The organism is Nocardiopsis oceanisediminis (assembly GCF_048595525.1).
In the GTDB taxonomy this organism is placed as follows: Bacteria; Actinomycetota; Actinomycetes; order Streptosporangiales; family Streptosporangiaceae; genus Nocardiopsis_A; species Nocardiopsis_A oceanisediminis.
Genome location: NZ_JAFMZJ010000001.1, coordinates 1,907,212 through 1,932,342 on the forward strand (window position 1 = coordinate 1,907,212; position 25,131 = coordinate 1,932,342).

Below are 25,131 nucleotides of genomic sequence, written 5' to 3' on the forward strand. Positions count from 1 at the left end.
GTCACGGTGCAAGAGGGTCAAGTCGTGGAAACGGCGCGGAATCCATAGGCTTGGGTCCATGGCCGAATACCGGATCGACGAGTTGGCGCGCCTCGCCGACACGACCGTGCGCAATGTGCGCGTCTACCAGGACCGGGGCCTGCTCTCCCCGCCCCGGAGGGAGGGGCGGGTCGGCATCTACACCGAGGCGCACCTGGCCCGGCTGCGGCTGATCGCCCAACTGCTCGCCCGCGGCTACACCTTCGCCAACATCCGCGAACTGGTCACGGTCTGGGAGCGCGGCGGCGACCTCAACGACGTGCTCGGCTTCGAGTCGGCGGTGGGCGACCCCTGGACCGACGAGATCCCCGGCCACATCACCGCCGACGAGCTGCTGGAGCTGTTCAAGGGCGGCGTCACCGACGCCGACATCGAGCGGGCGGTCCGGCTCAACCTGCTGGAGGCCGACGGCGACCGGTTCCGGGTGCCCAGCCCCCGCCTGCTGCACGCCGGCGCCGAGCTGGTCGCCGCGGGCATGTCGGTGAGCAGCGTGCTGGACATCGCCCAGCGGCTGGAGGGGCACGTCGACGCCGCCGCCGGGGAGCTGGTCCGGGAGATCGCCGACCACATCCTCGCCGAGCACGCGCCCGACGGGATCCTGCAGGGCAGCGACATAGGGGAGGCCGCCGACCTGGTGCGCCGGCTGCGCCCGCTGGCGCAGAGCGCGGTGGACGCCATGCTCGCCCGCGCCATGGCCCGGCACATGCACCACGTCCTCGGCGACCACTTCTCCGACATGCTGGAGCACATCGCCGCCCAGCACGCAGAAGAGGCCGAGCGGAAGGCCGCCGAGACCGCCTGACCGGCCCTCCCCGGGCCGGTCCGGTCAGAGCGGGGCGAGCTCGACCCCGCACAACTCGGCGAGCAGGGCGGAGACCTCCTCGGGCGCCTCGACCGGGAGCATGTGGCCGGCCCGCTCGACGGTGCGCATCCGGGCGCCGGGCAGGGCGCGGAGGAGCTCTCCGGCGTGGCTCGGGCCGATCATCCGGTCCTGCCCGCCGGCCAGCACGGTGACCGGGACGCCGCGCAGCGCGTCCAGCCGGTCCCGGACATCGTGCCCGATCAGCGCGGCGTGGTGCTCGCCGAGCACGTCGGCGGGTACCGCGTGCAGCTGCTGGGCGCAGGCGGCCACGTCCGCGACCCGGGCGTCCGGGCCGAAGAAGCCGCGCCGGACCGCCGCCCGCCAGAGCGCGGAGTGCGGGGCGGCGAGCCGGCGCACCGCCTCCACCGGGCCCGGGGCCGCCCGCAGCGTCCGCATCACCGTCCCGACCGCCGCCCCGCCGGCCCGCTCCGGAAGCGGGAACTCCGGGCCGGTGGTGTCCAGGCCGCCGGCGGTCGCCGCGGCCAGCAGCACCCCGGACACCCGGTCGCCGAACAGCTCCGGGCGGGCCGCCGCCAGCGCGGTCACGGCCGCCCCGCCCAGTGAGTGCCCGCCCAGCACCACCGGGCCCTCCGCCGCGGCCTCGGCGATGACCAGGGCCAGGTCCCCGGCGAGCAGGTCCGTGGTGATCGGCGCGGTCCCCCGCCCCGACCCGCCGTGCCCGCGCTGGTCCCAGCGGACCACCCGGAGGGCGCCGCCGCTCCCCGAGGCCAGCCGGGACGCCTGCGCGGACCAGGTGTCGGAGGTGAACCCCCAGCCGTGCGCCAGCACCACGGTGCGCAGGGCCCGATCCGGGCCGCGCACGTGCATGCGCAGTTCGGCGCCGTCGGGGGTGCGGAGGGTCTCGGTGCGGTCGGCGGCATGGCGCAGGTGGGTCATGGGGCCTCGCAGCAAGGGGGGTGGGGGAGGGCGGCGGACCGGGGACGGCGGGGCGGCACGCACCGCCCCGCTCTGGTTCTCCCCTGTTCTTCCCGGTTTCTCCCGCTATTCCGCGGGGCTTTCCGCGGTCCGGGCGGCGCCGGCCGCGACGGCGGCGGGGTCCGGGGCGGGGTCGGCCGGGCTGATCGGCAGGCTCCGGGTGAAGCGCAGCTCGCCGAAGGCCCCGGCGGGCACCGCCGGGTCGTGCGGGTGCACCGGGGCCACCGAGCGGTACGGGGCGCCCTGCTCGGGGCGCGGGTCCGGCTCGCCGCTGTTCGGCCAGAAGGACATGGCCCGCTCGGCCTGGGCGGTGATGGTCAGCGACGGGTTCACCCCGAGGTTGGCCGAGACCGCCGAGCCGTCCACCACGTGGATCCCGGGGTGCCCGTAGAGCCGGTGGTAGGGGTCGATCACCCCGTCCTCGGGGCCCGCGCCGATCGGGCAGCCGCCGAGGAAGTGCGCGGTCAGCGGGATGTCGAAGACCTCGCCGACGGTCCCGCCGGGGAAGCCGTCGATCTTCTCGGCCAGCCGGCGCAGCACCTCCTGGCCCTGCGGGATCCAGGTCGGGTTGGGCTCGCCGTGGCCCTGCCGGGAGGTGAGCACCCGGCGGCCCAGCGCCCCGCGCCGGGTGTAGGTGGTCAGCGAGTTGTCCAGGGACTGCATGACCAGGCCGATGATGGCCCGCTCGGAGAACCGGCGCACCGACAGGCTGCGCGCGAAGACGTAGGGGTGGCGGGCGGCCTCGCCGAGGAAGCGCAGCCAGCGCGGCACCCGGCCGCCGCCGGGGACCTGGATGGTGGCCAGCATCCCCATCGCGTTGGAGCCCTTGCCGTAGCGGACCGGCTCGACGTGGGTGTGCCCGTCGGGGTGGATGGAGGAGGTGATCGCCACGCCGCGGGAGAAGTCCTCCGGCGGGTCGGTGTGCCGGGTCATCGCCCCGCCCAGGGACTCGGAGTTGGTCCGGGTGAGCGTGCCGAGCCGGGCCGACAGCCGGGGGAGCAGGCCGGTGTCGCGCATCCGGTGCAGCAGGTTCTGGGTGCCCCAGGTCCCGGCGGCGACCACCACTTGGCGGGCGGTGAAGGTGCGGGCGTTGCGCCGGATCCGCCGGGCGCCGGTGGCCAGGGCGTCCACCGCGTAGCCGCCGCCGGCGGAGGCGGGCCGCTCCCGGAGGCGCTCCACCGTGGTCATCGGGTGGATCTCGGCACCGTTCCGCTCGGCGAGGTAGAGGTAGTTCTCGGTGAGCATGTTCTTGGCGCCGTGCCGGCAGCCGGTCATGCACTCGCCGCACTCGGTGCAGGCCCGCCGCTCGGGGCCGGCGCCGCCGAAGTAGGGGTCGCCGCCGGAGCTTCCGGGGGCGGCGGGGCACGACCCGTCGGCGTCGCGGCCGTCGCCGAAGTAGACGCCCACCGGGGCCAGGTGGAAGGAGCCGCCCACGCCCATGTCCTCGGCGACCGCCTTGAGGTGCACGTCGGAGGGGGTCATGGTGGGGTTGGTGCGCACCCCCAGCATCCGCTTGGCCTGGTCGTAGTAGGGGCCGAGCTCGCGGCGCCAGTCGGTGATGCCGCGCCACTGCGGGTCGTCGTAGAAGTCGTCCAGCGGCTCGTAGAGGGTGTTGGCGTAGTTCAGCGAGCCGCCGCCGACGCCCGCCCCGGCCAGGATCATCACGTCGCGCAGCAGGTGGATGCGCTGGATGCCGTAGAGGCCCAGGTGCGGGGCCCAGATGAAGTTCTTCAGGTCCCAGGAGGTCTCCGGCAGCGTCTCGGGGGTGTGGCGCCGGCCGGCCTCCAGGACGCCGACCCGGTAGCCCTTCTCGGTGAGCCGCAGCGCGCTGACCGAGCCGCCGAAGCCCGAGCCGATCACGACGACGTCGTAGTCGAAGGCGTCCCGGGAGCGGCCGTCGGCGCTCGTCGGGGCGGGGTCTGCGGGCCGGCCGGCGGGAGGCGCGGATTCAGAAGCCACAGGGGGCACCTTTTCTGCGTCCGGGGAGGTCGCCTCGGTGTGACCGCTCTGTTGCGCGGGGAGGCGAATCAACCACTTGGAAACGTGACATTAACTATTGTAATCTTCCTCACTACCCCCGAGTAGGCGTGATCCATGTAACACGCGAGGCGATGTCCGGCGCAAGGTCCCCGATCCCCCTGCCACGCCGCCCCAGAGCGGCGAGAGAGTCAGGAGCAACCCCCATGCCCGACCAGCCGATCGAAGAGACCCCGGCCGAAGAGGCCCCCGACGGCGGGACCCGGTGGCGCACGTTCGGCATCGCCGTCCTCCCCGGCCTCGGGGCGGCGGCGATCCTCGGCCTGATGACCACCCAGGGACTGCTGGCCGCCTCCTTCGCGGTCTCCGGAGACAGTTTCAAGATGTCCGCCTCCTCCCTGGAGGGCGAGGGCTTCACCCAGTACGGCGACGTCGCCACCTCGGTGGACGACGGCTCCCGGCCGGTGGGGCTCTCCACGGTCGACAGCGCCGAGCTCGCCGACATGTGCATGTCGGTGCTGATGCCGCTGCCCATCGGGGAGGCGACGCTGCTGATCAACGCCGGCGGCGAGCGGCCGGTGGAGGGCAGCAACCTCACCCTGGACATCGAGCAGCTGGAGGGGAACGCGGAGTTCTCCCAGATCGAGATCGGCCGCGACGCCAGCACCCTGGACAAGGCCGAGGGCGGCGCCGGCCCGGCCGGCGGCTTCGGGCTGCAGGCCGACACCATCAGCGTGCAGGACCCGGAGATCACCTCCTGGGCGGTGAACGCCGGCACGCTCAAGCTCAGCGGGCTCACCCTGGCGCTCAAGCCCGGTGACCACGAGTGCTTCTGACCCATGGCCGATGACAGCACCGCGCGCCGCGGCCCGCTGCGCGCCTTCCGCGACTGGCGGCGGAGCCGCCCCTTCTGGGGCGGCCTGCTGCTCATCGCCGCCGCGGTGGAGATGCTCGTCGCCCCGTCGGCGCAGAGCCTGATCCTCCCGCTGAACCTGGTGATCTACGCGGGCATCGCCGGCATCTCCGTCTACCTGGTCAGCCTGCTGCTGATCGCGCTGGGCCTGCTGGTCTGGGTGCAGCCGCAGCAGCGGATGTTCTACGGCGTGGTGGGCACCCTGCTCTCGGTCGCCTCGTTCGTCACGGCGAACTTCGGCGGTTTCGTGATCGGGATGCTGCTCGGCGTCGTGGGCGGGGCGCTGGTCTTCTCCTGGGAGCCGGCCCGGCGGCGGGGCGGCCGGCGCCGGGCGCGCCGCCCGCGCGGGGCCGGAGGGGGAACCGGAGCCGAGGGGGCCGGGGCGGACGGCGACGGCGGCCGGCCGCACGCCCTGGCGGCGGCGCCGATCGCGCTGCTGCTGGTGCTGCCCGCGGCCGCGCCGGCCGACTTCCGCTGGCCGTGGGACGACTGGTTCGGCGGCGGCGGTGACGGCGAGGAGAGCGCCCCCGCCGACCCCGGCGCCTCGCCGAGCCCGTCGCCCTCGCCCTCCCCGTCCGCCTCGGAGCGGCCCGGCGGGCCGGGGGAGGAGCCGGGCGGCGGGGACCCGGAGGAAGGGGGCGGAGAGGAGCCCGGGGAGGACCCGGAGGAAGAGCCGGAAGAGGAGTCCGGAGAGGCCCCCGCGGACGGCGCCGACCCCGCCGAGTGCGAGCTGCGCACCGGCGAGGAGTCGGTCGCGGCCGGAGAGGAGGAGCTCCTCGACGCGGTGCGGGCCTGCCAGGCGGCCCGCGAGGCCGGGGAGTCCCCCGAGGTGCCGGTGGTCCGGGGCGACGACGGCCCGTTCACCGCCTCCGACGCCGAGTCCGGCCTCACCGCGGAGTGGCTGACCATGCGCGGCGCCCGGTTCGGCGGCGTGGTGGAGTACCCCGCGAGCAGCGGACCCGAGCGCTACCTGCGCATCGTGATGACCGAGGGCGACGTCACCGACGGCGAGCTGTGGTGGCGGCACGGGGAGTCCCGGGCCTCGCTGGCGCTGCCCTCGATGAACCTCTCCGGCGCCGACGGCGGCGACATCGTCATGCACGTCCGGTCGCTGACCATCACCATCCTCGGCATCCCCATCACCTTCACCCCCGACTTCCCGCCGCCGCTGCTGCCCTCGCACATCCCGGTGCCCAACGTCGACGTCTCCCGCCCGGTGGCCGAGGCCGACCACCTGGCCGTGGACGGCCTCGACCTCAGGGCCGGCAGCGAGGGCTAGACCGCTGCCGGGAAAAGGGGCGGCGGCCGCAGAAGACCCCCGCCCCCGCCCCTCCCCCGCGATGATCTTGGCGTTGCGGGGGTGTCAGAGCGCTCTGACACCCCCGCAACGCCAAGATCATCGCCCTGGGGAGGGCTTCTCCCGTCAACGATCCGGCGGGGAGGGGAGAACGGAACGGGGCGGGCCCCGGTGCCCGGGCGGATCCTCTCCGCACCGGGCGCCAGGGCCCGCCCCCACCCTCAGCGGAGGTCCGGGCCGCCGGTCAGCGGGCCGGGGAGCCGGCCGGTTCGGCGGCGCCCTCCTCCGCCGGGTGCTCGGCCTGGGGCAGCAGCCGGCTGGGCGTCCCCACGTAGGACACGTACAGCGCGTCGCGGGCCCGGGTGCAGGCGACGAAGAGCAGGTTCCGCTCGTGCTGGTGCACCTGCTCCAGCGCGACCGGGTCGCCCTCCGCGGAGTCGATGGCGGCCTTGGGCGGCAGCAGCGGGTCGCTGATGCCGACCAGGGCCACGCACCGGAACTCCTGCCCCTTCAGCTTGTGCATGGTCCCCACCCGGACGCCGGAGCGGTCGCCGGAGGCGTCCAGCGGCGCCGTCGGGATGCCGCGCGCCTGCAGCTCCTTGGTCACGTGCCGGACCACCCACTGGTTGCGCGCCGCGACGGCGACCGAGGACGGCGCGACCCCGGCCTCCAGCCAGACCCGCACCCACTCGCCGAGCGCGCTCCGCTCCTCGTTCCGGTCCCGGCAGCCGCGCAGCACCGGCTCCGGGCCGTGCAGCAGCGAGCGGTACCCGGCCAGGGTGTCGGCGTCGTCGTCGAGGCCGACCGCGGAGTGCCGGGCCAGGATGGGCATCGCCCAGTTCAGGATCTCCTGGCTGACCCGGTAGCTGATCCGCAGCCGGTGGCCGCGGCCGCGCACGTTGATGCCGAGCGAGGCCAGCGACACCCGGTTGTCCGAGATGCGCTGGTGCGGGTCGCCGACGATGAACAGGTCGTCGGGCCCCACGGGGACGGCGGCGCGCAGCATCCGCCACTGCGCCGGATGCAGGTCCTGCGCCTCGTCCACCACGACGTGCCGGTACCGCGCCCCGGTGCGGCGCAGGTGCTCGGCGGCGTGCGCGGCGATCTGCGGGTAGGACCACTCGCCGGAGACCCGCATCGCAGCGGTGTAGCGCTGGATCGCGTCCCACACCTGCGGCCGGTGCTCGGGCGCCAGGTGCAGCAGGCGCCCGCTGCGCTCGCAGCGGATGTAGTCGGCCGCGCCGGTGAAGTCGTGCGCCAGGACGACCTGCTCCCACTCGTCGACCAGGAAGCGGCCGGAGTAGGGCAGGCCCTCCGCGGAGGCCGCCTCCCGCCAGCGCTCGCTGAGCGCCTCCTTGCCGAGCGCGTCCGGGATCAGCCCGGTGTGCTCGTAGACCACGCTGCGGGCCAGGCTGTCGATGGTGATGACCTGCACCCGGGAGCGCACGTCCGGCTCCGGGACGAGCCGGTCCAAGTGGCCGGAGAGGGTCTGGGCGAGCAGCCGGTTGTAGGTGGTGAGCAGCACCGACGGGCGGGCGTCGCCGGGGTGCTCGGCGGCGTCCCGGGCGGCCAGGTGCGCGGCGCGGTGCAGTGCGAGAACGGTCTTCCCGGTGCCGGGGCCGCCGGTGATCTGCGCGGACCCGGCGAACCGCGCGTCGACGATGCGGTGCTGGTTGGGGTGGAGGGTGATCTGCCATTCGTCGAAGGACTTGCCGAGGTGGGCGGAGAGCTCGTCGGGGCCGGTGACCCGGGGCGCGCCGGCCGGCGGCGCACTGCCGGAGAACAGCTCGGCGCTGGACTGCGGCGGGACGAAGGCGGAGCCGCCGGGCTCCGCGGAGACCTCGCGGGCCAGCGCCAGCGCGTCGTCGCTGCGCCGGATCGCCACCAGGCAGCGGCCGTCGCCCGGGCCGGGAGCGACCACGCCGGCCCACTCCGGGCCGATGCGCAGCAGCCGGACCCGGTGGTCCGCCAGGTCCGGGATGGTCTCCAGGCGGGTTTCGTCGCCGTCCATGAAGGCCTGCACGACGGTCAGGGCGGCGCCGCGCACGCCGGGGTCGAGGCGGGAGAAGTCGGAGAGGAAGGTCGGAGAGATCGCGAGCTTGGGCACGTCCTGCTGTCCTCCGGTCGCCTAGGAGAAGGTGAGGGGGTGGACGGTCATGGGCCGACCTGCGGTTTCGTTAGAGACATGCTCGCGGTGGAATTCCGGCAAACGCCGCGCGGAGGGCGATTCCACTGCTTTGGCGAACCTCGGCGGGGCGGCTTGTCCTCGCAGGTCACAGCGGTCTTTTCGGGAGTGTTTTCGAATCCCCTCCGAAGATCTTTCCGAAGGCTTCCGCGACCTGCGGTTCCGTGCGGAGTCCAGGTGTCCTAAACCTGGGTAACACGCTGACCGAAATCGGAGAACCGGGACGGATGGGCCGGTCGATGCCGCTGGTCGAAGGGGTGGCCGGGGAGGAAGGCGCGACACGGGTTTCGGGCGGTGCCGGTCGCCCGCCGGAACCGCCCGCCCTCCGGCGGCGGCGCCCTGGCGCGGCACCGCCGCCCCGGGCCCGGGGCGGGCCGGGAGGGAAGCGGACCGGAGGGCCGAGCGCGGGGCGATCCGGATCACGCCGGGGGCGGTGCGGGGCGCGTGCGGGCGTCGGCGAGACTGGACCCGGCCGCTCCGCCTCCCGGGGCCGGCCGCCCTTCCGGACCGAACCGACCAGGAGATCCGCATGTCCTCCTCCGCCCCCGCCGCACCGCGGCAGCGCACCGAGCCGGTGCTCACCGCCTTCCGGATCATCGCCGTCGTCGAGGCGGTCACCTGGGTCGGGCTGCTGATCGGGATGTTCTTCAAGTACGTGGTGGTGGGCGACGAGATCGGGGTGAAGGTCTTCGGGCCGCTGCACGGCCTGGCGTTCATCGTCTACGTGGTCGTCGCCGCGGCCGCCTGGTACCGCCTCCGCTGGGGCCTGTGGACCGGCCTCCTCGCCCTGGCGGCGAGCGTCCCCCCGCTGGGCACCGTCGTGTTCGAGCGGGTGGCCGGCGCCCGAGGCCTGCTGGACGCCCCGGCGGCCGAGGAGCGGCCCGCGCCGGCCCGCGGGTGAGCGCCGGCGGCGCGGCGGAGGGGATACGCCTTCCCGGGGGTTCCGGTTAGTGTGAGTCACACCAGAGCCGACACGGGCGGGTGAGCAGTGGAGCACCGAGTACCCCACGGGCAGATGCGGGCCTCCGACGCCGACCGGGAGCGGGTCGCGGGCGTCCTCCGGGAGGCCGCGGCCGCCGGCAGGATCACCCTGGAGGAGCTCCAGGAGCGGCTGGACGCGGCGTTCGCCGCCCGCACCTACGACGACCTCGCACCGCTCACCGCGGACCTGCCCGCGGAGCCCGGCCCCCGCGCCCCCGCCCAGCGCCGCGCCGCCGCGGCGCCCCGGCCCGAGCGGGAGCGGCCCCTGGTGCTCCGGGCCAAGGTCGGCAACGTGGTGCGCCGCGGGCACTGGACCGTGCCGCGTAGGATCCAGGTCTCCAACCCGATGGGCTCCACCGTGCTGGACTTCCGCTCGGCCGAGCTGCCCGACGGCCCGGTCGACGTCGACCTGGCCACCTCCTGGGGCGAGACCCGGCTGGTGCTGCCGGACGGCGCGACCGCCGAGATCCGGGTCAACTCCTCCTGGTTCGGCCTGGTCGACAGCCGGGTCCCGGAGACCCCGGCGCCCCCGGCACCGCACTTCACGGTCCACGGCGACATGCGCGGCGGCTCGCTCAAGATCCGCTACAAGATGCGCCTGGAAGAGATGTTCGGCCTACACGACTAGGCGCCGCCCGCAGGCCCGCCGCTTGGGAGCGCCCGGCGCCCGCCGGGATCCGCGCCCGCCCGGAGCGCCCGGTCCCGCCCCGCACCGCAGCAGGGAGGAGGCCGCCCCGCCGCGCGCCGGATCCCCGGCGCGGATGCGCCCCCGCCGGTCGGACGCGCGCTCCCGCGGCCCGCCGGGGCTTGGGCCGGCCTGAGAGCGGAAGGCCCGGCCGCCCGGGGTCCGCGGATCGGTCTCCTCACCCCGGCGGTGAGCACTCCCCGCCGGCCACCGCCGCGTCCGGGCGGGCGGTCGGCTCCTGCGGCCCGCCGGGGCACGGGGCGCCGGGGAGGGGGAGGCCCGGCCTCCTCGCCCGGAGGCGAGCGTCCCTCCCCGCCGCCCTTCCGGGGAGCGGGCCCGGGGTCAGCCCCCCGGGTTCAGGGCACTGCGGTACCAGCCGTCCCGGGCCGCGAGCTCGGCCGGTGGGCCCTCCTGGAGGACGCGGCCCTCGGCGAGGACGTAGACCCGGTCGACCCGGTCCAGGCCGGCCAGGTCGTGGGTGATCAGCAGGGTCGAGCAGCCCTCCGCGGCGTCCAGCAGGTCGGCCACCACCGCGTCCCGGGTGTCCGGGTCCAGGTGGGCGGTGGGCTCGTCCAGCACGAGCACCCGAGGCGCGGCGAGCAGGGCGCGGGCCAGCGCCAGCCGCTGCCGCATGCCGCCGCTGAGCCGGGCGCCGTGCACGCCGACCTCGGTGTCCAGGCCCTCCGGCATCGCCTCGACGTCGCCGTCCAGCCGGGCCCGGCGCAGTGCCTCCCACAGCTCCCCGTCCCCGGCCTCGGGCCGGGCCAGCCGGAGGTTCTCCCGGAGCGTGCTGGTGAACACGTGCGGGTCCTGCGGGACCCCGCCGACCACCCGGCGCACCTCGTCCCGGGGGTAGCCGGTGACGTCCTCGCCGCCCAGCTCCACGGTGCCCCCGTCCGGGTCGCGGAACCGGAACAGCACCTCGGCCAGGGTGCTCTTGCCCGCGCCGCTGGGCCCCAGCACGGCGACCTTCTCCCCGGGGCGGACGTCGATGTCGACCCCGTGCAGCGCCCACGGCTCCTCCGGGCCGTAGCGCACCCTGAGGCCGCGGATCCGCAGCTCGGCGGGGAGCGGGTCGGGCAGGGAGCGCTCCTCGTCCGGCTCGCGCACCAGGGACGGCGTGTCCAGCACGCCGAACAGCCGCTCGCCGGAGGCGCGCATCGCCCCCAGCCGCGCCGCCACCGCGGGCAGCGGCGCCACGATCTCGAACGCGGCCAGCGTGGTCAGCACCAGCACCGCGAACGGAACCGGGCCCAGCGTCCCGCCCTGCACCGCGGCGACCCCCAGGAGCAGCGAGCCCCACACGGTCAGCCCGGTGATCAGCGCGGTGGCCCCGGCGCCGAAGCCGAGCAGCCCGGCGTCGCGGCGGGCCACCCGGGTCAGCTCCGCGTCGGCCTCCTCCACCCGGCGCACCGCCCGGTCCATGGCGCCGTAGGCGATCAGGTCGGGGGCGCCGTGCAGGGCGTCCACCAGCGAGGTGGACAGGGCGCCGCGCGCCTCGGCCTGGCGCCGCCCCGGGCCCTTGCCCAGGGCCGCCGCGGCCAGCGGGACGGCGAGCCCGGCGAGCAGCAGCCCGGCGGCGAGCAGGGCGCCGCCGGGGGCCAGCAGCGCGGTGCACACCGCGACGGCGGCACCGCCGGTGACCACCGCGACCAGCGGCGGGGTGAGGCCGCGGATCAGCAGGTCCTGGGTGGCCTCGGTGTCGTTGACCAGCCGGGAGACCAGGTCGCCGGAGCGGAACCGGCGGATCGGCTCGGTCCGGGCCAGGCGCTCGTAGACCCGCACCCGGACGTCGGCCAGGGTGCGGAACGCCGCGTCGTGGGTGACCAGCCGCTCCAGGTAGCGGGTCAGGCCGCGGGTGACGCCCAGCGCCCTGGTCGCCACGATGGCCACGCTCAGCGCGGTGATCGGCGGGTGCTGGGCGGCCATGGCCAGCAGCCAGGCCGACACCCCGAGCAGCGCCACCCCGGAGCCGGTGGCCGCGCCGCCCAGCAGCACCCCCAGTGCGAACCGCGAACCGCGCGGCCAGGCCAGCATGATCATCCGCCGCAGCGGGTCCCGGCCGCGGTCGGCGGGGATCGGGGGGCCGGCGGCGGTCTCCGCGCCGTCCGGCAGGGTCGCCGGCCCTGTGCCCTGCTGCGCGCTCATCGCGGCGCCTCCGTTCGGATCAGGCGGGTCGAGGGACGCGGTGCCGCCGGGCACCGCAGCCGGGCGCGGCGGTCCCCGCGCCGCGGCCCGGTGCGGAGGGCGGCGGGCACCCGGCGGGCCGGTCCGGTCGGGGTCATCGGGCCGCCTCCGTGGCGATCCGGCCGGCGCGCACCTCGACCACCTCGTCGACGACCGAGGCCCAGCCGGTGTCGTGCGCGACGACCAGGGCGGTGCGGTCGCGCAGCAGCCGCCGGACCGCGCGCCGGACCGCGGCGGCGCTCTCCGGGTCCAGGTGGGCGGTGGGCTCGTCGAGCAGCACGACCGGCGCGTCCCGCAGGAAGGCGCGGGCCAGCGCGATCCGCTGGCGCTGGCCGGCGGAGAGCCGGGTGCCGCGCTCGCCGAGCCGGGTGCGGTAGCCGTCCGGCAGCTCCTGGACGAACCCGTCGGCCTCGGCGAGTTCGGCGGCCCGGCGGACCGCCTCGTCGGCGGCGTCGGGCGCGCCCAGCCGGATGTTGTCGGCGACGGTGTCGTCGAAGAGGTAGGGGTGCTGGGGCACCCAGGCGATCCGCCGCCGCCACTCGTCCGGCGCGACCCCGCCGGCCGGCACCGGGCCGTCCGGGGTGAGCGCGAGGACGCGCCCCTCGGTGGGCTCGTTGAACCGGAGCAGCAGGGAGAGCAGCGAGGTCTTCCCGGACCCGCTGGGGCCGGTGATCAGCACCCGGCGGCCGGCCGGGACCTCCAGGTCGACGCCGTGCAGCGCGGGGTCCTCGCGCCCGGGGTAGGTCAGCCCGGCCCGCTCGAAGCGGACGCCGAGCGCGGCGCCGGGGAGCACGCGGGCGGGCTCCCCGCCGCCGGGCCGGGCGGCCGTGGCCGGGCGGCGGTCCAGCTCCTCGAAGACCTGCTGCGCCGCGGCGACGCCCTCCATGCTGGCGTGGAACCGGGCGCCGACCTCGCGCAGCGGCAGGTAGGCCTCCGGGGCGAGGATCAGCACCAGCAGCGCGGTCTCGTAGTCGAGCATGCCGTACATCAGCCGGATGCCGATCTCCACCGCGACCAGGGCCACGGCCAGGGTGGCCAGCAGCTCCAGCACGAACGCGGAGAGGAACGCGATGCGCAGCGTCGCCATGGTGCTGCGCCGCTGCTCGCCGGTGATCCGGCGGATGACCGCGGCCTGGGCCTTGGCCCGGCGGAACACCGCCAGTGTGGGCAGCCCCTCCACCACGTCCAGGAAGTGCCCGCCCAGCCGGTTGAGCAGCCGCCACCGGCGCTCGGTGCGGGCCTGGGTGTGCCAGCCCACCAGCGCCATGAAGACCGGGATCAGCGGGACGGTGACGGCGATGACCAGCGCGGAGATCCAGTCCGCGCCGGCCACCACCACGAGCACGGCGATCGGGACGAGCACGGCCAGGACGAGCTGAGGAAGATACCGGGCGAAGTAGTCATCCAGAGCATCGAGGCCACGCGTGGCGAGGGTGACCAGTTCCCCGGCCGTACCCGTCCCGCCGGAACCGGTCCGCCCTGACGATCGGACCGCTTCCCGATCCGGGGGCGGCGAAGCCCCCGGTGAGCCGCCCGGCTCCGCGCCGGCCCCGGTGACGTGGGCGACGAGGCGGCGGCGGAGTTGGGACTTCGCGCGCGCCGCGGAGCGCAGGGCGGCCGTCTCGGCGCCGTAGGACAGCGCCGCCCGGGCGATCGCCACCGCGGCGACGGCCGCGATCGCCCAGGACAGTTCGTCGAGTCCCGCACCGCCCGCGGCGCCGGCGATGGTGTGCGCGAGCAGCCACGCCTGGGCCAGTACCAGCCCGGTGACGGCCAGGCCGGAGGCCGCGGTCACGGCCAGGTGGACCCGCACGGCGCTCGCCGTGCGGACCAGGCGCGGATCGAGAGGGCGCATGGGGCTCCGTTCCCTGAATCCCGGGTGCGTTCAGCCGGTCGGGGCGGCCGGCGCGGTGCCGCTCCCGGTTCCCCCACCGCCACCATAAGCGGGGACCGGCTCGATCTGCTCACGGGTCACGCGCTTGCGGAAGACCCAGTAGGTCCACGCCTGGTAGCCCAGCACCACCGGGAGGAAGACCACGGCCACCCAGGACATCACGGTGAGGGTGTAGGGCGCCGAGGAGGCGTTCTGCACGGTCAGGCTGTAGGCCGGGTCGATGGTGGAGGGCAGCACGTCGGGGAAGAGCGACCCGAACAGCAGCACCGAGGCGGCCCCGATGGACACCGCGGTCGCGGTGAAGGAGAGCCCTTCGCGGCCGCGCAGCGCCAGCAGCACGCCCAGCACCAGGGCGCCCGCGGCGATGGCCGCCACCGGCCAGGTCCAGGCCTTGCCATGGGCCAGCTGGGTCCAGACCAGGAACGCGGCCCCGGCGGGCAGGGCGACGGCGGAGATCCGCACCGCGGCCCGGCGCGCCGCCGAGCGGACCGGGTCGCCGGTCTTGAGGCTGAGGAACACCGCGCCGTGCAGCGCGAACAGCGACAGCGTGGTGACCCCGCCGAGCAGCGCGTACGGGTTGAGCAGGTGGAGCAGGCCGGCGGCGAGGATCTGGTCGGCGTCCACCGGCACGCCCCGGACGATGTTGGCGAAGGCGACGCCCCACAGGAAGGCGGGCACCGCGCTGCCCCAGAAGATCGCCTTGTCCCAGCCGGCGCGCCAGCGGTCGGTGTCGACCTTGGCGCGGTACTCGAAGGCGACGCCGCGGGCGATCAGCGCCAGCAGGATGAGCAGCAGCGGCAGGTAGAAGCCGCTGAACAGGGTGGCGTACCAGGCGGGGAAGGCGGCGAACATGGCGCCGCCGGCGGTGATCACCCACACCTCGTTGCCGTCCCAGACCGGGCCGATGGCGTTGATCATCACCCGGCGGTCGACGTTCTTCCGCCCGATGAAGGGCAGCAGCACCCCGACCCCGAAGTCGAACCCCTCCAGGATGAAGTAGCCGGTCCACAGGACCGCGATGGCGATGAACCAGATGGTCGCGAGATCCATTGCTGCGGTCTCCTCAGTAGGCGAAGGCGGGGACGGAGGCGTCGTCGGAGCCGTCCTCGCCGCCCTCGTCGGGCGCGGGGGCGACGTGGGAGGGACCGGCCTTGACGTAGCGCCACAGCAGGCCCGCTTCGATCACCGCGAGCGCCCCGTAGACCAGGGTGAAGACGGCGAGGGAGAAGGCGACCTGCCCCAGGCTCACCCCGGGGGAGACGCTCTGCGCGGTGAGCAGCTCGCCGTGGACCGTCCACGGCTGCCGGCCCATCTCGGTGAGGACCCAGCCGAAGATGTTGGCGCTCAGCGCGGCGGGCAGCGCGGCGATCGCGGCGTAGTAGAACCAGCGGGTGCCCGGCAGCCGGCGGCCGCGGGTCAGCCACAGGCCCAGCAGCGAGATCCCGACGCCGGCCAGCCCCAGGCCGATCATCAGCCGGAACGACCAGTACATGACGAAGACGTTGGGGATGTAGTCCACCTCGCCGTACTCGGCGTACTGCTCCTCGTACTTCGCCTGGAGGTCGTTCATCCCCTCGACGGTGCCGTCGATCTTCCCGGTGGCCAGGAAGCTGAGCACGTGCGGGATGGTGAAGTCGATGCTGTTCTCCCCGGCCTCGGTGTCGCCGACGGCGAAGGTGGAGAACGGGGCGCCCTCCTCGGTCTCCCAGTGCGCCTCGGCGGCGGCGAGCTTCATCGGCTCGTACTCCGCGGCGAGCTTGGCCTGGTGGTCGCCGGAGAAGACGACGACGGCCCCGGCGATCAGGGTGGCGACCATGCCGGCGCGCAGCGTCTTGCGGAACAGCTCGCCCTCGCCGGCGGGCGGAGCGACGCCCTTGTCCCCGGTGTCGCCGTGCCGCCGGGCGCGCCAGAGCTTGAAGGCGCTGACCGCGACCACGAACAGCCCGGCGGTGATGAACGCCGCCGAGACCACGTGCAGGTAGGTGGACCAGGCCTGGGTGTTGGAGAGCACCGCCCAGATGTCGGTGAGCCGGGCGCGCCCGGTCTCCGGATCGACGTCGAAGCCGACGGGGTGCCGCATCCACGCGTTGGCGGCGATGATGAAGTAGGCGGACATGTTGGTGCCGATCGCCACCAGCCAGATGCAGGCCAGGTGCACCCGGCGGGAGAGCTTGTCCCAGCCGAAGATCCACAGCCCGATGAAGGTGGACTCCAGGAAGAACGCGAGCAGCGCCTCCATCGCCAGCGGGGCCCCGAACACGTCGCCGACGAACCGCGAGTACTCGCTCCAGTTCATGCCGAACTGGAACTCCTGCACGATGCCGGTGACCACGCCCATCGCGAAGTTGATCAGGAAGAGCTTCCCGAAGAACTTGGTGGCCTGGAGGTAGGAGTGCTTCCCGGTCCGGTACCAGGCCGTCTGGAACGCGGCGACGATGGCCGAGAGGCCGATCGTGAGCGGTACGAACAGGAAGTGGTAGACGGTGGTGATCCCGAACTGCCACCGCGCCAGGTCCAGTGCTTCCATGCGCCTCTCCTGCTGCCGGATCTCGTGCTGCCACGGCATCGACGAGCCGTAGTACTACAAACTGTAGTGCTACGGCGCGTAGGAGAGCGAGCCCGGGGCGGAAGATCACAGCGGGGCGGTGCGCGGAACCGGGGTGCGGCGGCCGGGAGCGGAGCGCGGACGGGACCGGTGCGGACCGCTCCGAACAGCGCGGACACCGGATGAGGAGAGGGCGGGGCGGGGGCGGCGCACCGCGGCCGCCGGCCGGTCCAGGGTGACCGGGAACACGCGGGCGGAGCCCGCCCGGGTCAGAGCTCCCCGTCGGGCAGGGCCGGGACCGCGTCGCCGATCGCGTCGCCGATCGCCACCAGCGCCTCGGCCGGCGGCGAGTAGGACGGCGGCACGGTCACCTCCACATAGGCCTCGCGGCCCAGCGCGGTGTAGGCGGTCGGCCGGTCCGCGGGCTCGGGCAGCCAGGCCACGCCGTTGACCACGGTCAGCTCGGAGTCGGGCCGGTAGGACTCCGGGCGCTCCACCCCGCAGCGCAGCGCGATGGCCGGGTCCCCCCAGGCCGCGACCAGGTCCGACTCCGGTTCGGTGGGGACCTGCCGCTGGCCGAAGATCTCGTCCGGGAGGCCTTCCGCGAGCGCGCCGCAGAGCCGCTCGGCCTCCGGGTCCGGGGAGGGGAGGGGGACCTGGACCGCGCCCGCGGTGCAGCCGGCGAGGAGCATCAGGGTCGCCGCGGATGCCCCGGCGGCGGCGCGTCGTCTCGTCATCGGCCCTCCAGCCCCTCGGCTCGGCCCAGGGGTCACGGGCCGGCTCAGATCTGCACGATCGGACAGGTCAGCGTGCGCGCGATGCCGTCCAGCCGCTGGATGCGGGCCACGACCAGGCGGCCCAGCTCGTCGATGTCGCCGGCCTCGGCGTGCACGATCACATCGTAGGGGCCCGTCACGTCATCGGCCCGGGTGACGCCGTCGATGCCGCGGATCCGGTCGACCAGATCGCCGGCGAGGCCGGCGTCGGTCTGCACGAGAACATAGGCCTGCACCATGGTGGAACCCTCCCAGGAAACTTCGGACGCCGCGGCGGCACGGCACCGCCCGGCGGGGGAACGCGCGGGTCCAGGCCAGTGCGCCAAGCCGACACCGTACCCTGTTGCCCGTGGCGAGCACGATTGGGGACCTGGGCGAATTCGGGCTGATCGCACGCGTGACGGCCAGATTCCCCGAGACGGACGATGTAATCCTCGGACCCGGGGACGACGCCGCCGTCGTCGGCGCCCCCGACCGGCGCGTGGTGGCGACCATGGACGTACTGGTGGAGGGGGCCCACTTCCGCCGGGACTGGTCGGCCGCGCGCGACGTCGGGCACAAGGCCGTCGCGCAGAACTGCGCCGACGTCGAGGCGATGGGCGCCCGGCCCACCGCCCTCCTCATCGGCTTGGCCGTCCCCCCGGACCTGCCCGTCGACTGGGCCGACGGGTTCGCCGAGGGGGTGCGCGCCGAGTGCGCGGCGGCCGGTGCCGCGGTGGCCGGCGGGGACACCGTGCGGTCCGACCGGATCACGGTCTCCGTCACCGCGCTCGGCTCCCTGGACGGCGGCCGGGCGGTGACCCGCGCGGGCGCCCGGCCGGGCGACGCGGTCGCGGTCGCCGGGACGCTCGGGCTGTCCGCGGCCGGAATGGCGCTGCTCATCGCAGGCGCCGAGGAGGAGGCGGTGGAGAAGGCCGGGGCCCGGCCCGCCCTGGACGAGCACCGCCGCCCCGCCCCGCCCTACGGGGAGGGGCCGCGCGCCGCCCGCGCGGGCGCCACCGCCATGCTCGACGTCAGCGACGGGCTGCTGCAGGACCTCGGGCACATCGCCGCGGCCTCGGGGGTCGCCGTCGACGTGCGCCGCGCCGCCCTCGCCCCGCCGCCGGGGCTGGCCGAGGCCGCCGCACTGCTGGCCGGATACGGCCACCGCCGGGCCCCCGCCGACCACATGCTGGCCGGGGGAGAGGACCACGCCCTGGCCGCCGCCTTCCCCCCGGAGGCGGTCCCCGCGGGCTGGTCGGTCATCGGCGAGGTCCGGGAAGGCTCGGGCGTCACCGTGGACGGCCGCCCGCCCGCCCTGTCCGGTTGGGACCATTTCGGCTGAGGCGCCGCCCCGCCCGGAGCGGACGGCAAACGATGCGTCAGGCTTCTCCAGGGCGGGTTAGCCGGGTCGGGCTTAGGGGGTAAATCACGCTAAGCTGTCGCCCCGTGCCGCCGATGCGGCCACAGGGCATGCGGGCCCGGCGGGCATGGAACAGAGCCGAGAGGGCGCCCCGGCCTCCGGGCCGGGGAGCGAGGCGCGGCCGAGCGGAACGGGGCGGCGCCGACCGGGCGCCCTCCGCGGCGGCTCGGCAAACGGTCGGAAGGCGTTGTATGGGGCGGTCAGAGGCAGCCGGTCGGGGCCGGCGCGGCGCGCACCGGTCCGAGCCGGAGAACTCCGGCCCCCTGGCGACGGTCGGCCACGTCCTGGAGAGCACCGTCCCCAAGCGGGTCCGCCCGCCCCGCCTGCTCAGCGTCCTGGTCATCTCCGGGGTGATGATCGGGCTGGTGCTGTTCGGCTACAGCACCACCCAGATCTACCTCCGGTTCAGCGAGCCCCCGGTCGAGCACGGGGCCGGCCCCGCGCCCGGCGGCGCCCTCGACTCCGCGCCCAGCCCGGACGCGGGCGGGGGACGGGACGACACCACCTCGCAGACCGGCGCGGAGCAGCCCGGCGAGGAGCCCGGCCGGGACGGCGGGGAGCCGGAGCGGTCCCCGGAGGCCGCCCAGGAGGAGGACGGTGCGGCGGCGGCCGGTACCGCCGGCGCGGTCAGCTACTCCACGGTGGAGTCCTCGGAGTCCAACTTCACCGGCCGGGTCACCGTCACCAACACCGGCGACGGCGCGATGGACGGCTGGGAGCTGGTGCTCGGGTTCTCCGACGCCACCGTCACCTCGGCCTGGGACGTCGAGTGGGAGGCCACCTCCGACGGCGTCGTGGCCCGGCAGCCCGCCTGGTCCGGCGGCATCGCCCCGGGGGAGTCGGTGACCGTGAGCTTCACCGCCGAGGGCAGTGCCCAGGAACCGACCAGCTGCACGCTGAACGGCGCGCCCTGCTCCTAGCGGCCCCCGATGATCTTGGCGTTGCGGGGGCATCAGAGCGCTCTGATTACCCCCGCAACGCCAAGATCATCGGTTCCGGGGCACGACGAAAGCGCCGCGCGGCCGTATCCGGCCGTGCGGCGCTCTGCTGTACTTCTCCGGCGGGCGGGCACTGCGGCCCGCTCCCGGATCAGTGGTCGACCTTGCCCGCCTTGATGCAGGAGGTGCACACCTTCAGGCGCTTGGGCGTACCGCCCTGCTGGGTGCGCACGGTCTGGATGTTGGGGTTCCAGCGGCGGCGGGTGCGGCGGTGCGAGTGGGAGACACTGTTACCGAACCCTGGGCCCTTGCCGCAGACGTCGCAGACGGAAGCCACGGTAACTCCATTCAAGCGCTCGGGCCCGCATGCGCTCGGCACGCGTTGCTGTGTCGACCCGAGAGAGGTCTGATGATCAAGGCAGGTCGGCGCGGTGCGCCAACCGTGGAAGCGTACACGATGACCTGGGCGTCCGCTAAACGGAGCGGCAGCCGCCGATCTCTCGGTACCCGCGCACCCCCCGGAGGGCGGCCGTCGGCGCGCCTCCCCGGCCGGGGATGACGGATCGAGTATAACCCGGCCCCGGGTCCGCGGGCGTCGCGCGAAGTCGGCGGAGGGTCCTACGGTGGGATCCGCGGGGCCGCACAGGCCGTGGAGCGCGGGCGGTCCGCGAACGCGGGACCGCCCAGGGACCGGGAGGGGAACCGGTGGTCGTTCAGGACGAACCGCTGCGCACGACGCAGGGCGGGACGGCGGCGAAGAAGCTCGCCGCGGAGTTGGACCTGCACACCGCGGGCGACCTCCTGCGCCACTACCCGCGCCGGTACGCCACCCGCGGCGAGCTCACCGACCTGGCCTCGCTCGCCGAGGGGGAGCAGGTGACGGTGGTCGCCGAGGTGCTCAGCGCGACCCGCCGGGACCTGCGCGGCGGCCGCGGGCCGCGCAGCCTGCTGGAGGCGGCCATCACCGACGGCACCGGCCGGCTGACCCTGGCCTTCTTCCACAACACCGGCTACCACCTGCGCGAACTCCGCCCCGGACGGCGCGGCATGTTCGCCGGCAAGGTCTCCACCTACCGGGGCAAGAAGCAGCTGGCCCACCCGGTCTACGAGATGCTCCCCGACGACGGCACCGGCGAGGGCCGCGCCCAGGAGTTCGCCGAGCGCCCCATCCCCATCTACCCCGCGACCAAGGGCGTGTCCTCGATGGACATCACCCGCTGCATCGCCGCGCTGCTCGGCCCGCGCGGCGGCGACCCCGGGATCGAGGACCCGATGCCCGCCGAGGTCCGCGAGCGGCAGCGCCTGGTCGGCCTGGGCGCCGCGCTGGAGAAGATCCACCGCCCCGACGACATGGCCGAGATCGGCCCGGCCCGCAAGCGGCTCAAGTGGGACGAGGCCTTCGTGCTCCAGCTGGCCCTGGCGCAGCGGCGCCGGGCGGCCGAGGAGGTCCCGGCCCGCCCCCGGCCGCGCGGCTCCGGCGGCCTGCTCGACGCCTTCGACGCCCGGCTCCCGTTCGAGCTCACCGACGGACAGCGCGAGGTGGGCGCGTCGATCGCGGCCGGCCTCGACTCCGCCCACCCCATGCACCGCCTGCTCCAGGGCGACGTCGGAGCGGGCAAGACCCTGGTCGCGCTGCGCGCGATGCTGCAGGTGGTCGACGCCGGCGGGCAGGCGGTGCTGCTCGCGCCCACCGAGGTCCTCGCCCAGCAGCACCACCGGTCCATCACCGGGATGCTGGGACCGCTGGCCGAGGCCGGCCGGCTCGGCGGTGCGGAGGAGGCCACCCGGGTGGCGCTGCTCACCGGCTCGCAGGGCGCCGCCGCCCGGCGCGAGGCGCTGCTGGAGGCCGCCTCCGGCCAGGCCGGCATCGTGGTCGGCACGCACGCCCTGCTCCAGGAGCACGTCTCCTTCGCGGACCTGGGCCTGGTCGTGGTCGACGAGCAGCACCGGTTCGGCGTCGAGCAGCGCGACGCCCTGCGCGAGAAGGCCGCCGAGGGCCGCCCGCACGTGCTGGTGATGACCGCCACCCCCATCCCGCGCACCGTGGCCATGACCGTCTACGGCGACCTCGACGTGGTCTCGCTCACCCAGCTGCCCAGCGGCCGGGCGCCGATCTCCACGCACGTGGTCCCCGCCCGGGAGAAGCCGCACTTCCTGGCCCGCGCCTGGGAGCGGATCCGGGAGGAGGTCGCCCAGGGCCGCCAGGCCTACGTGGTCTGCCCGCGGATCGGCGGCGAGGCCGGCGCCGAGGAGGAGGGGCCGGACGGCGCCGACGCCCCCGGCGATGCCGACGGGGCGCAGGCCGACCGGCGGCCGCCGCTGGCCGTGCTGGACGTCGCCGCGGAGCTGGCCGGGGGGCCGCTCTCCGGGCTGAAGGTGGAGGCCCTGCACGGCAGGCTCGCCCCGGACGAGAAGGAGGCGGTGATGGGCCGGTTCGCCGCGGGCGAGACCCAGGTGCTCGTCGCCACCACCGTGATCGAGGTCGGCGTGGACGTGCCCAACGCCTCGGTGATGGCGATCCTGGACGCGGACCGGTTCGGCGTCTCCCAGCTGCACCAGCTCCGCGGCCGGGTCGGCCGGGGGTCGCTGCCCGGGCTCTGCCTGCTGGTGACCGACGCCGAACCGGACACCCCGGCGCGCGAGCGCCTGGCCGCGGTCGCCGCCACCACCGACGGGTTCGAGCTCTCCCGGGTCGACCTGGAGCAGCGCCGCGAAGGCGACGTGCTGGGCGGGGCCCAGTCCGGCCGGCGCTCCTCGCTGCGGCTGCTCACCCTGCTCCGCGACGAGGAGCTCATCGGGCGGGCCCGGGAGGAGGCCGGCGCGCTGATCGGCGCCGACCCAGAGCTCAAGGAGCACCCCGGGCTGGCCGCCGCCCTGGAGGAGATGCTCACCGAGGACCGCGCCGACTACCTGGAGAAGGCCTGACCCCCGCTCTCCGGCGGCCCGGCACGGAGCGGGGGCGCGGGTGCCCGGGCGGCGGTAGCGTTCTGGTCATGAGCCGCATCATCGCCGGCGCCGCGGGCGGGCGCCGGATCTCCGTTCCCGACGGGCGCACCACCCGCCCCACCAGCGACCGGGCCCGGGAGGCCCTGTTCTCCTCGGTCCTGTCCGAACTGGGCGGCCTGGACGGCGCCCGGGTCCTCGACCTGTACGCCGGATCCGGGGCGATCGGCCTGGAAGCGCTCTCCCGCGGTGCCGGGCACGCCCTGATGGTGGAGGCGGACCGGAGGGCGGCGGCGGTGATCCGGCGGAACATCGGTGCGCTCGGCCTGCCCGGCGCCCTGCTGGCCGCCGACCGGGTGCGGCGGGTGCTCTCCCGCGGGCCCTCCGGCGGCCGGTACGACCTGGTGGTCGCCGACCCGCCCTACGCCGTCTCCGAGGAGGAGGTGGGCGAGGTGCTCGCGGCGCTCCGCGACGGCGGCTGGCTGGCCGAGGGGGCCCTGGTGGTGCTGGAGCGCCCGTCCCGCGGCCCGGAGCCGTCCTGGCCGGAGGGGTACACCGGCACAAGGGGGCGCAGATACGGAGAAGCCGCACTTTGGTACGGTCGCGCCGCGAGTCACCACGAATCCACCCCGGCCGCGGGGCACAATTCCGGGTGAGGCGGTTCCGGCCGCCCGCCCGCAGGAGAGGAGAGCGGTCGCCGTGCGCCGAGTCGTCTGTTCCGGATCCTTCGACCCCGTCACCAACGGGCACATCGACATCATCGGCCGGGCCGCGCGCCAGTACGACGAGGTCGTCGCCGCGGTGCTGAACAACGTCAACAAGAAGGGCCTGTTCAGCGTCGAGGAGAAGCTGGAGATGCTGGAGGAGGGGACCAAGGACTTCGGCAACGTCTCGGTCTCCACCTTCGACGGGCTGCTCGTCGACTTCTGCCGGGAGAACGGGGTGGACATGATCGTCCGCAGCCTCCGCTCGGTCAGCGACTTCGACTACGAGCTGCAGATCGCCCAGATGAACTACAAGCTGGCCGGGGTGGAGACCATCTTCATGACCGCCAACCCGCAGTACTCCTTCCTCAGCTCCAGCCTGGTCAAGGAGGTCGCCCAGTACGGCGGCGACGTGAGCAGCCTGGTCACCCCGTTCGTGGAGGAGCGGCTGCGGCGCAAGTACGCCGCCCGCCGGTCCGCCGCAGGCTGATCCGCCGCCGGGGAGGGCGGGCGCGGCGGCGCTGATTTGGGCAGGACCAGTGCCGATCGCTAGAATCCAGGTTCGGCCGCTGCGCACCCGACCGGTACGGGGAGTCGCGGCCGGCGAGATACAGGTCCCTTCGGCCCCGGCGCACCGGGCCGACTCCACGGAAAGCGCGATCACACTGACTCGACTCGACCCCCGCTCCCCGTACGTGGTCGACACCCGGCCGCTGGGGCGGCAGCCCGGCTCCATGAGGACCGCCACCCGCGTGGTCCCCGCTCCCGGTTCGCTCGAGGCCGGGACCTCCGCCATCCCCGAGGGGTCGGAGGTCGAGCTGGACTTCCGGCTGGAGGCGGTCATGGAGGGCGTCCTGGTCACCGGCACCGCCGAGGCCAGGTACGAGGGTGAGTGCGCGCGCTGCCTGGACCCCGTCTCCCACTCGTTCGAGGCCTCCTACCAGGAGCTCTTCCGCTACCCGGAGGAGGACGCCTACGGCCGCGCCGAGGACGTCCCGGACGAGGAGGACGGCGAGGAGGACTACTATCTTGAGGGAGACCTGCTCGATCTCGAACAGGTGCTCCGCGACGCGACGGTGCTCGCGTTGCCGCTCTCGCCGCTCTGCCGGGAAGACTGCCCCGGCCTGTGCGTCGAGTGCGGGGTGAAACTCGCCGAGGCCGGTGCGGACCACGGCCACGGCGAGCGCGTCGATCCCCGGTGGGAGGCGCTGCGGAAGCTGGGCGGCCCGCCCGGCGACGCTTGAGTTCGCGCTTGAGTTCGCGTTCGGCGGCCTGAGGCCCCTCCCGCTCCGCGGGGCGGGCGGGCGGGCCGCCGTCGGAGCGTGCATGGTGGACCCCGCGCCCGCGGGGTGACCCGGTAAGTGAGCTCCCGCGCCCGCGGGGGTGACCCAGGAGGATTGAAGTGGCCGTCCCGAAGCGGAAGATGTCGCGGAGCAACACCCGTACCCGCCGTTCGCAGTGGAAGGCGTCGCGCCCGTCGCTGGTGAACTGCCCGCGCTGCCGCGACCCCAAGCTGCCGCACACCGCGTGCCCGACCTGCGGCACCTACAACAACCGCCAGGTCGTCAACCCGGCCTGACCCGCGGTCCCGCGGGCCCGCCCCGGCGCCGGGGCGGGCCCGCTTTTTCGGCTGTCCGAGGCCGGGGCGGGCAATAAGCTCGTCGAGTACATGTGAATAAGCTTGGGACCGCGCCGATCCGGGCCATCCCGAGGTCGCGGTGGCCGCCGGCAGCGGGGCCTCCCGCCGTCTGTGCGCAGCAGCGGCGGCCACCACGCCTTCGAGCGACCCTGGACGGAGCGGTCGCGGCCGCCGCGCTCCCCGCCCGGGGAGGTCCCGCGGGGCCGCCGGAGACCAGGGGAGTGTGAC

General features: G+C 75.1%; 22 protein-coding genes. 12 read left to right on the forward strand and 10 right to left on the reverse strand.

All coding sequences use genetic code 11. From position 1 onward, the window contains the following. Positions 1-58: 58 nt before the first annotated feature. The gene (locus J0910_RS08670) at positions 59-841 is read left to right on the forward strand and encodes a MerR family transcriptional regulator (RefSeq protein WP_420158006.1); all 783 of its coding nucleotides are present in this window, start codon (positions 59-61) and stop codon (positions 839-841) included. 24 nt (positions 842-865) lie between these two features. On the opposite strand, the gene J0910_RS08675 is transcribed toward J0910_RS08670, so the two are convergent. Together J0910_RS08675 and J0910_RS08680 are read right to left on the reverse strand one after the other, a co-directional pair. Further along, the gene (locus J0910_RS08675) at positions 866-1,798 is read right to left on the reverse strand and encodes an alpha/beta fold hydrolase (protein WP_420158007.1); all 933 of its coding nucleotides are present in this window, start codon (positions 1,796-1,798) and stop codon (positions 866-868) included. Positions 1,799-1,903: 105 nt separating this feature from the next. Beyond that, positions 1,904-3,796: an FAD-dependent oxidoreductase gene (locus J0910_RS08680; RefSeq protein WP_420158008.1), complete on the reverse strand. Its 1,893-nt coding sequence runs from the start codon at positions 3,794-3,796 to the stop codon at positions 1,904-1,906. Positions 3,797-4,020: 224 nt separating this feature from the next. On the opposite strand from J0910_RS08680, the gene J0910_RS08685 reads away from it, so the two are divergent. Together J0910_RS08685 and J0910_RS08690 are read left to right on the forward strand one after the other, a co-directional pair. Next, positions 4,021-4,650, forward strand: coding sequence for a DUF6230 family protein (locus J0910_RS08685; RefSeq protein WP_420158009.1), 630 nt, complete (start codon positions 4,021-4,023; stop codon positions 4,648-4,650). A gap of 3 nt (positions 4,651-4,653) precedes the next feature. Further along, the gene (locus tag J0910_RS08690) at positions 4,654-6,006 is read left to right on the forward strand and encodes a DUF6114 domain-containing protein (RefSeq protein WP_420158010.1); all 1,353 of its coding nucleotides are present in this window, start codon (positions 4,654-4,656) and stop codon (positions 6,004-6,006) included. Between the two features lie 262 nt (positions 6,007-6,268). Here the strand turns inward: J0910_RS08690 and J0910_RS08695 are convergent, their stop codons facing one another. Next, positions 6,269-8,131: a UvrD-helicase domain-containing protein gene (locus J0910_RS08695; protein ID WP_420158011.1), complete on the reverse strand. Its 1,863-nt coding sequence runs from the start codon at positions 8,129-8,131 to the stop codon at positions 6,269-6,271. A 607-nt stretch (positions 8,132-8,738) separates the two neighbouring features. On the opposite strand from J0910_RS08695, the gene J0910_RS08700 reads away from it, so the two are divergent. Next, positions 8,739-9,110, forward strand: a complete 372-nt coding sequence (locus tag J0910_RS08700; protein ID WP_420158012.1) for a DUF3817 domain-containing protein — start codon at positions 8,739-8,741, stop codon at positions 9,108-9,110. A gap of 114 nt (positions 9,111-9,224) precedes the next feature. Then, positions 9,225-9,818, forward strand: coding sequence for a DUF1707 SHOCT-like domain-containing protein (locus tag J0910_RS08705; RefSeq protein WP_420158013.1), 594 nt, complete (start codon positions 9,225-9,227; stop codon positions 9,816-9,818). 399 nt (positions 9,819-10,217) lie between these two features. On the opposite strand, the gene cydC is transcribed toward J0910_RS08705, so the two are convergent. The 6 genes from cydC to J0910_RS08735 all read right to left on the reverse strand — a co-directional run bounded on the left by cydC (position 10,218) and on the right by J0910_RS08735 (position 17,516). Next, the gene (gene cydC, locus J0910_RS08710) at positions 10,218-12,023 is read right to left on the reverse strand and encodes a thiol reductant ABC exporter subunit CydC (protein WP_420158014.1); all 1,806 of its coding nucleotides are present in this window, start codon (positions 12,021-12,023) and stop codon (positions 10,218-10,220) included. Positions 12,024-12,156: 133 nt separating this feature from the next. Next, positions 12,157-13,917 carry a thiol reductant ABC exporter subunit CydD gene (gene cydD, locus J0910_RS08715; RefSeq protein WP_420158015.1) on the reverse strand — a complete coding sequence of 587 codons (1,761 nt, stop codon included), beginning with the start codon at positions 13,915-13,917 and terminating at the stop codon, positions 12,157-12,159. Positions 13,918-13,947: 30 nt separating this feature from the next. Continuing rightward, positions 13,948-15,006, reverse strand: coding sequence for a cytochrome d ubiquinol oxidase subunit II (gene cydB / locus J0910_RS08720; RefSeq protein ID WP_420158016.1), 1,059 nt, complete (start codon positions 15,004-15,006; stop codon positions 13,948-13,950). A gap of 13 nt (positions 15,007-15,019) precedes the next feature. After that, positions 15,020-16,483: a cytochrome ubiquinol oxidase subunit I gene (locus J0910_RS08725; protein WP_420158017.1), complete on the reverse strand. Its 1,464-nt coding sequence runs from the start codon at positions 16,481-16,483 to the stop codon at positions 15,020-15,022. A 287-nt stretch (positions 16,484-16,770) separates the two neighbouring features. Then, positions 16,771-17,238, reverse strand: coding sequence for a DUF3515 domain-containing protein (locus J0910_RS08730; protein WP_420158018.1), 468 nt, complete (start codon positions 17,236-17,238; stop codon positions 16,771-16,773). 44 nt (positions 17,239-17,282) lie between these two features. After that, positions 17,283-17,516 (reverse strand): Lrp/AsnC family transcriptional regulator, encoded by a 234-nt coding sequence (locus J0910_RS08735; RefSeq protein WP_017592613.1) that lies wholly within the window; start codon positions 17,514-17,516, stop codon positions 17,283-17,285. Between the two features lie 110 nt (positions 17,517-17,626). Here J0910_RS08735 and J0910_RS08740 point away from each other — a divergent pair, with 110 nt between their 5' ends. Next, a complete protein-coding gene (locus J0910_RS08740; protein WP_420158019.1) occupies positions 17,627-18,601 on the forward strand; it encodes a thiamine-phosphate kinase in 975 nt (324 codons plus the stop codon). Between the two features lie 269 nt (positions 18,602-18,870). Beyond that, positions 18,871-19,599 (forward strand): cellulose binding domain-containing protein, encoded by a 729-nt coding sequence (locus tag J0910_RS08745; RefSeq protein ID WP_420158020.1) that lies wholly within the window; start codon positions 18,871-18,873, stop codon positions 19,597-19,599. A gap of 169 nt (positions 19,600-19,768) precedes the next feature. Here J0910_RS08745 and rpmB read toward each other — a convergent pair whose 3' ends face one another. Then, the gene (gene rpmB, locus J0910_RS08750; RefSeq protein WP_020380098.1) at positions 19,769-19,954 is read right to left on the reverse strand and encodes a 50S ribosomal protein L28; all 186 of its coding nucleotides are present in this window, start codon (positions 19,952-19,954) and stop codon (positions 19,769-19,771) included. Between the two features lie 368 nt (positions 19,955-20,322). Between rpmB and recG the strand changes: the two genes are divergently transcribed. From recG to rpmF, 5 genes are all read left to right on the forward strand, one after another. Then, the gene (recG, locus tag J0910_RS08755; protein ID WP_420158021.1) at positions 20,323-22,542 is read left to right on the forward strand and encodes an ATP-dependent DNA helicase RecG; all 2,220 of its coding nucleotides are present in this window, start codon (positions 20,323-20,325) and stop codon (positions 22,540-22,542) included. A gap of 68 nt (positions 22,543-22,610) precedes the next feature. Then, on the forward strand, positions 22,611-23,216 hold the full coding sequence (gene rsmD, locus J0910_RS08760; RefSeq protein ID WP_420158022.1) for a 16S rRNA (guanine(966)-N(2))-methyltransferase RsmD: 606 nt from the start codon (positions 22,611-22,613) through the stop codon (positions 23,214-23,216). A 43-nt stretch (positions 23,217-23,259) separates the two neighbouring features. Then, a complete protein-coding gene (gene coaD / locus J0910_RS08765) occupies positions 23,260-23,754 on the forward strand; it encodes a pantetheine-phosphate adenylyltransferase (RefSeq protein ID WP_420158023.1) in 495 nt (164 codons plus the stop codon). Between the two features lie 169 nt (positions 23,755-23,923). Then, complete coding sequence (locus tag J0910_RS08770) at positions 23,924-24,508, forward strand: YceD family protein (RefSeq protein ID WP_420161924.1); 585 nt, start codon at positions 23,924-23,926, stop codon at positions 24,506-24,508. Between the two features lie 158 nt (positions 24,509-24,666). Next, positions 24,667-24,843, forward strand: coding sequence for a 50S ribosomal protein L32 (gene rpmF, locus J0910_RS08775; protein ID WP_017592606.1), 177 nt, complete (start codon positions 24,667-24,669; stop codon positions 24,841-24,843). Positions 24,844-25,131: the final 288 nt, after the last annotated feature.

Bases quoted from the DNA above. Each gene is read 5' to 3' on its own strand.
- J0910_RS08670 (WP_420158006.1), top strand. From the start codon at position 59: ATGGCCGAATACCGGATCGACGAGTTGGCGCGCCTCGCCGACACGACC.
- J0910_RS08675 (WP_420158007.1), bottom strand. From the start codon at position 1,798: ATGACCCACCTGCGCCATGCCGCCGACCGCACCGAGACCCTCCGCACC.
- J0910_RS08685 (WP_420158009.1), top strand. From the start codon at position 4,021: ATGCCCGACCAGCCGATCGAAGAGACCCCGGCCGAAGAGGCCCCCGAC.
- J0910_RS08690 (WP_420158010.1), top strand. From the start codon at position 4,654: ATGGCCGATGACAGCACCGCGCGCCGCGGCCCGCTGCGCGCCTTCCGC.
- J0910_RS08700 (WP_420158012.1), top strand. From the start codon at position 8,739: ATGTCCTCCTCCGCCCCCGCCGCACCGCGGCAGCGCACCGAGCCGGTG.
- J0910_RS08705 (WP_420158013.1), top strand. From the start codon at position 9,225: ATGCGGGCCTCCGACGCCGACCGGGAGCGGGTCGCGGGCGTCCTCCGG.
- cydC (WP_420158014.1), bottom strand. From the start codon at position 12,023: ATGAGCGCGCAGCAGGGCACAGGGCCGGCGACCCTGCCGGACGGCGCG.
- cydD (WP_420158015.1), bottom strand. From the start codon at position 13,917: ATGCGCCCTCTCGATCCGCGCCTGGTCCGCACGGCGAGCGCCGTGCGG.
- cydB (WP_420158016.1), bottom strand. From the start codon at position 15,006: ATGGATCTCGCGACCATCTGGTTCATCGCCATCGCGGTCCTGTGGACC.
- J0910_RS08725 (WP_420158017.1), bottom strand. From the start codon at position 16,483: ATGGAAGCACTGGACCTGGCGCGGTGGCAGTTCGGGATCACCACCGTC.
- J0910_RS08730 (WP_420158018.1), bottom strand. From the start codon at position 17,238: ATGACGAGACGACGCGCCGCCGCCGGGGCATCCGCGGCGACCCTGATG.
- J0910_RS08735 (WP_017592613.1), bottom strand. From the start codon at position 17,516: ATGGTGCAGGCCTATGTTCTCGTGCAGACCGACGCCGGCCTCGCCGGC.
- J0910_RS08745 (WP_420158020.1), top strand. From the start codon at position 18,871: ATGGGGCGGTCAGAGGCAGCCGGTCGGGGCCGGCGCGGCGCGCACCGG.
- rsmD (WP_420158022.1), top strand. From the start codon at position 22,611: ATGAGCCGCATCATCGCCGGCGCCGCGGGCGGGCGCCGGATCTCCGTT.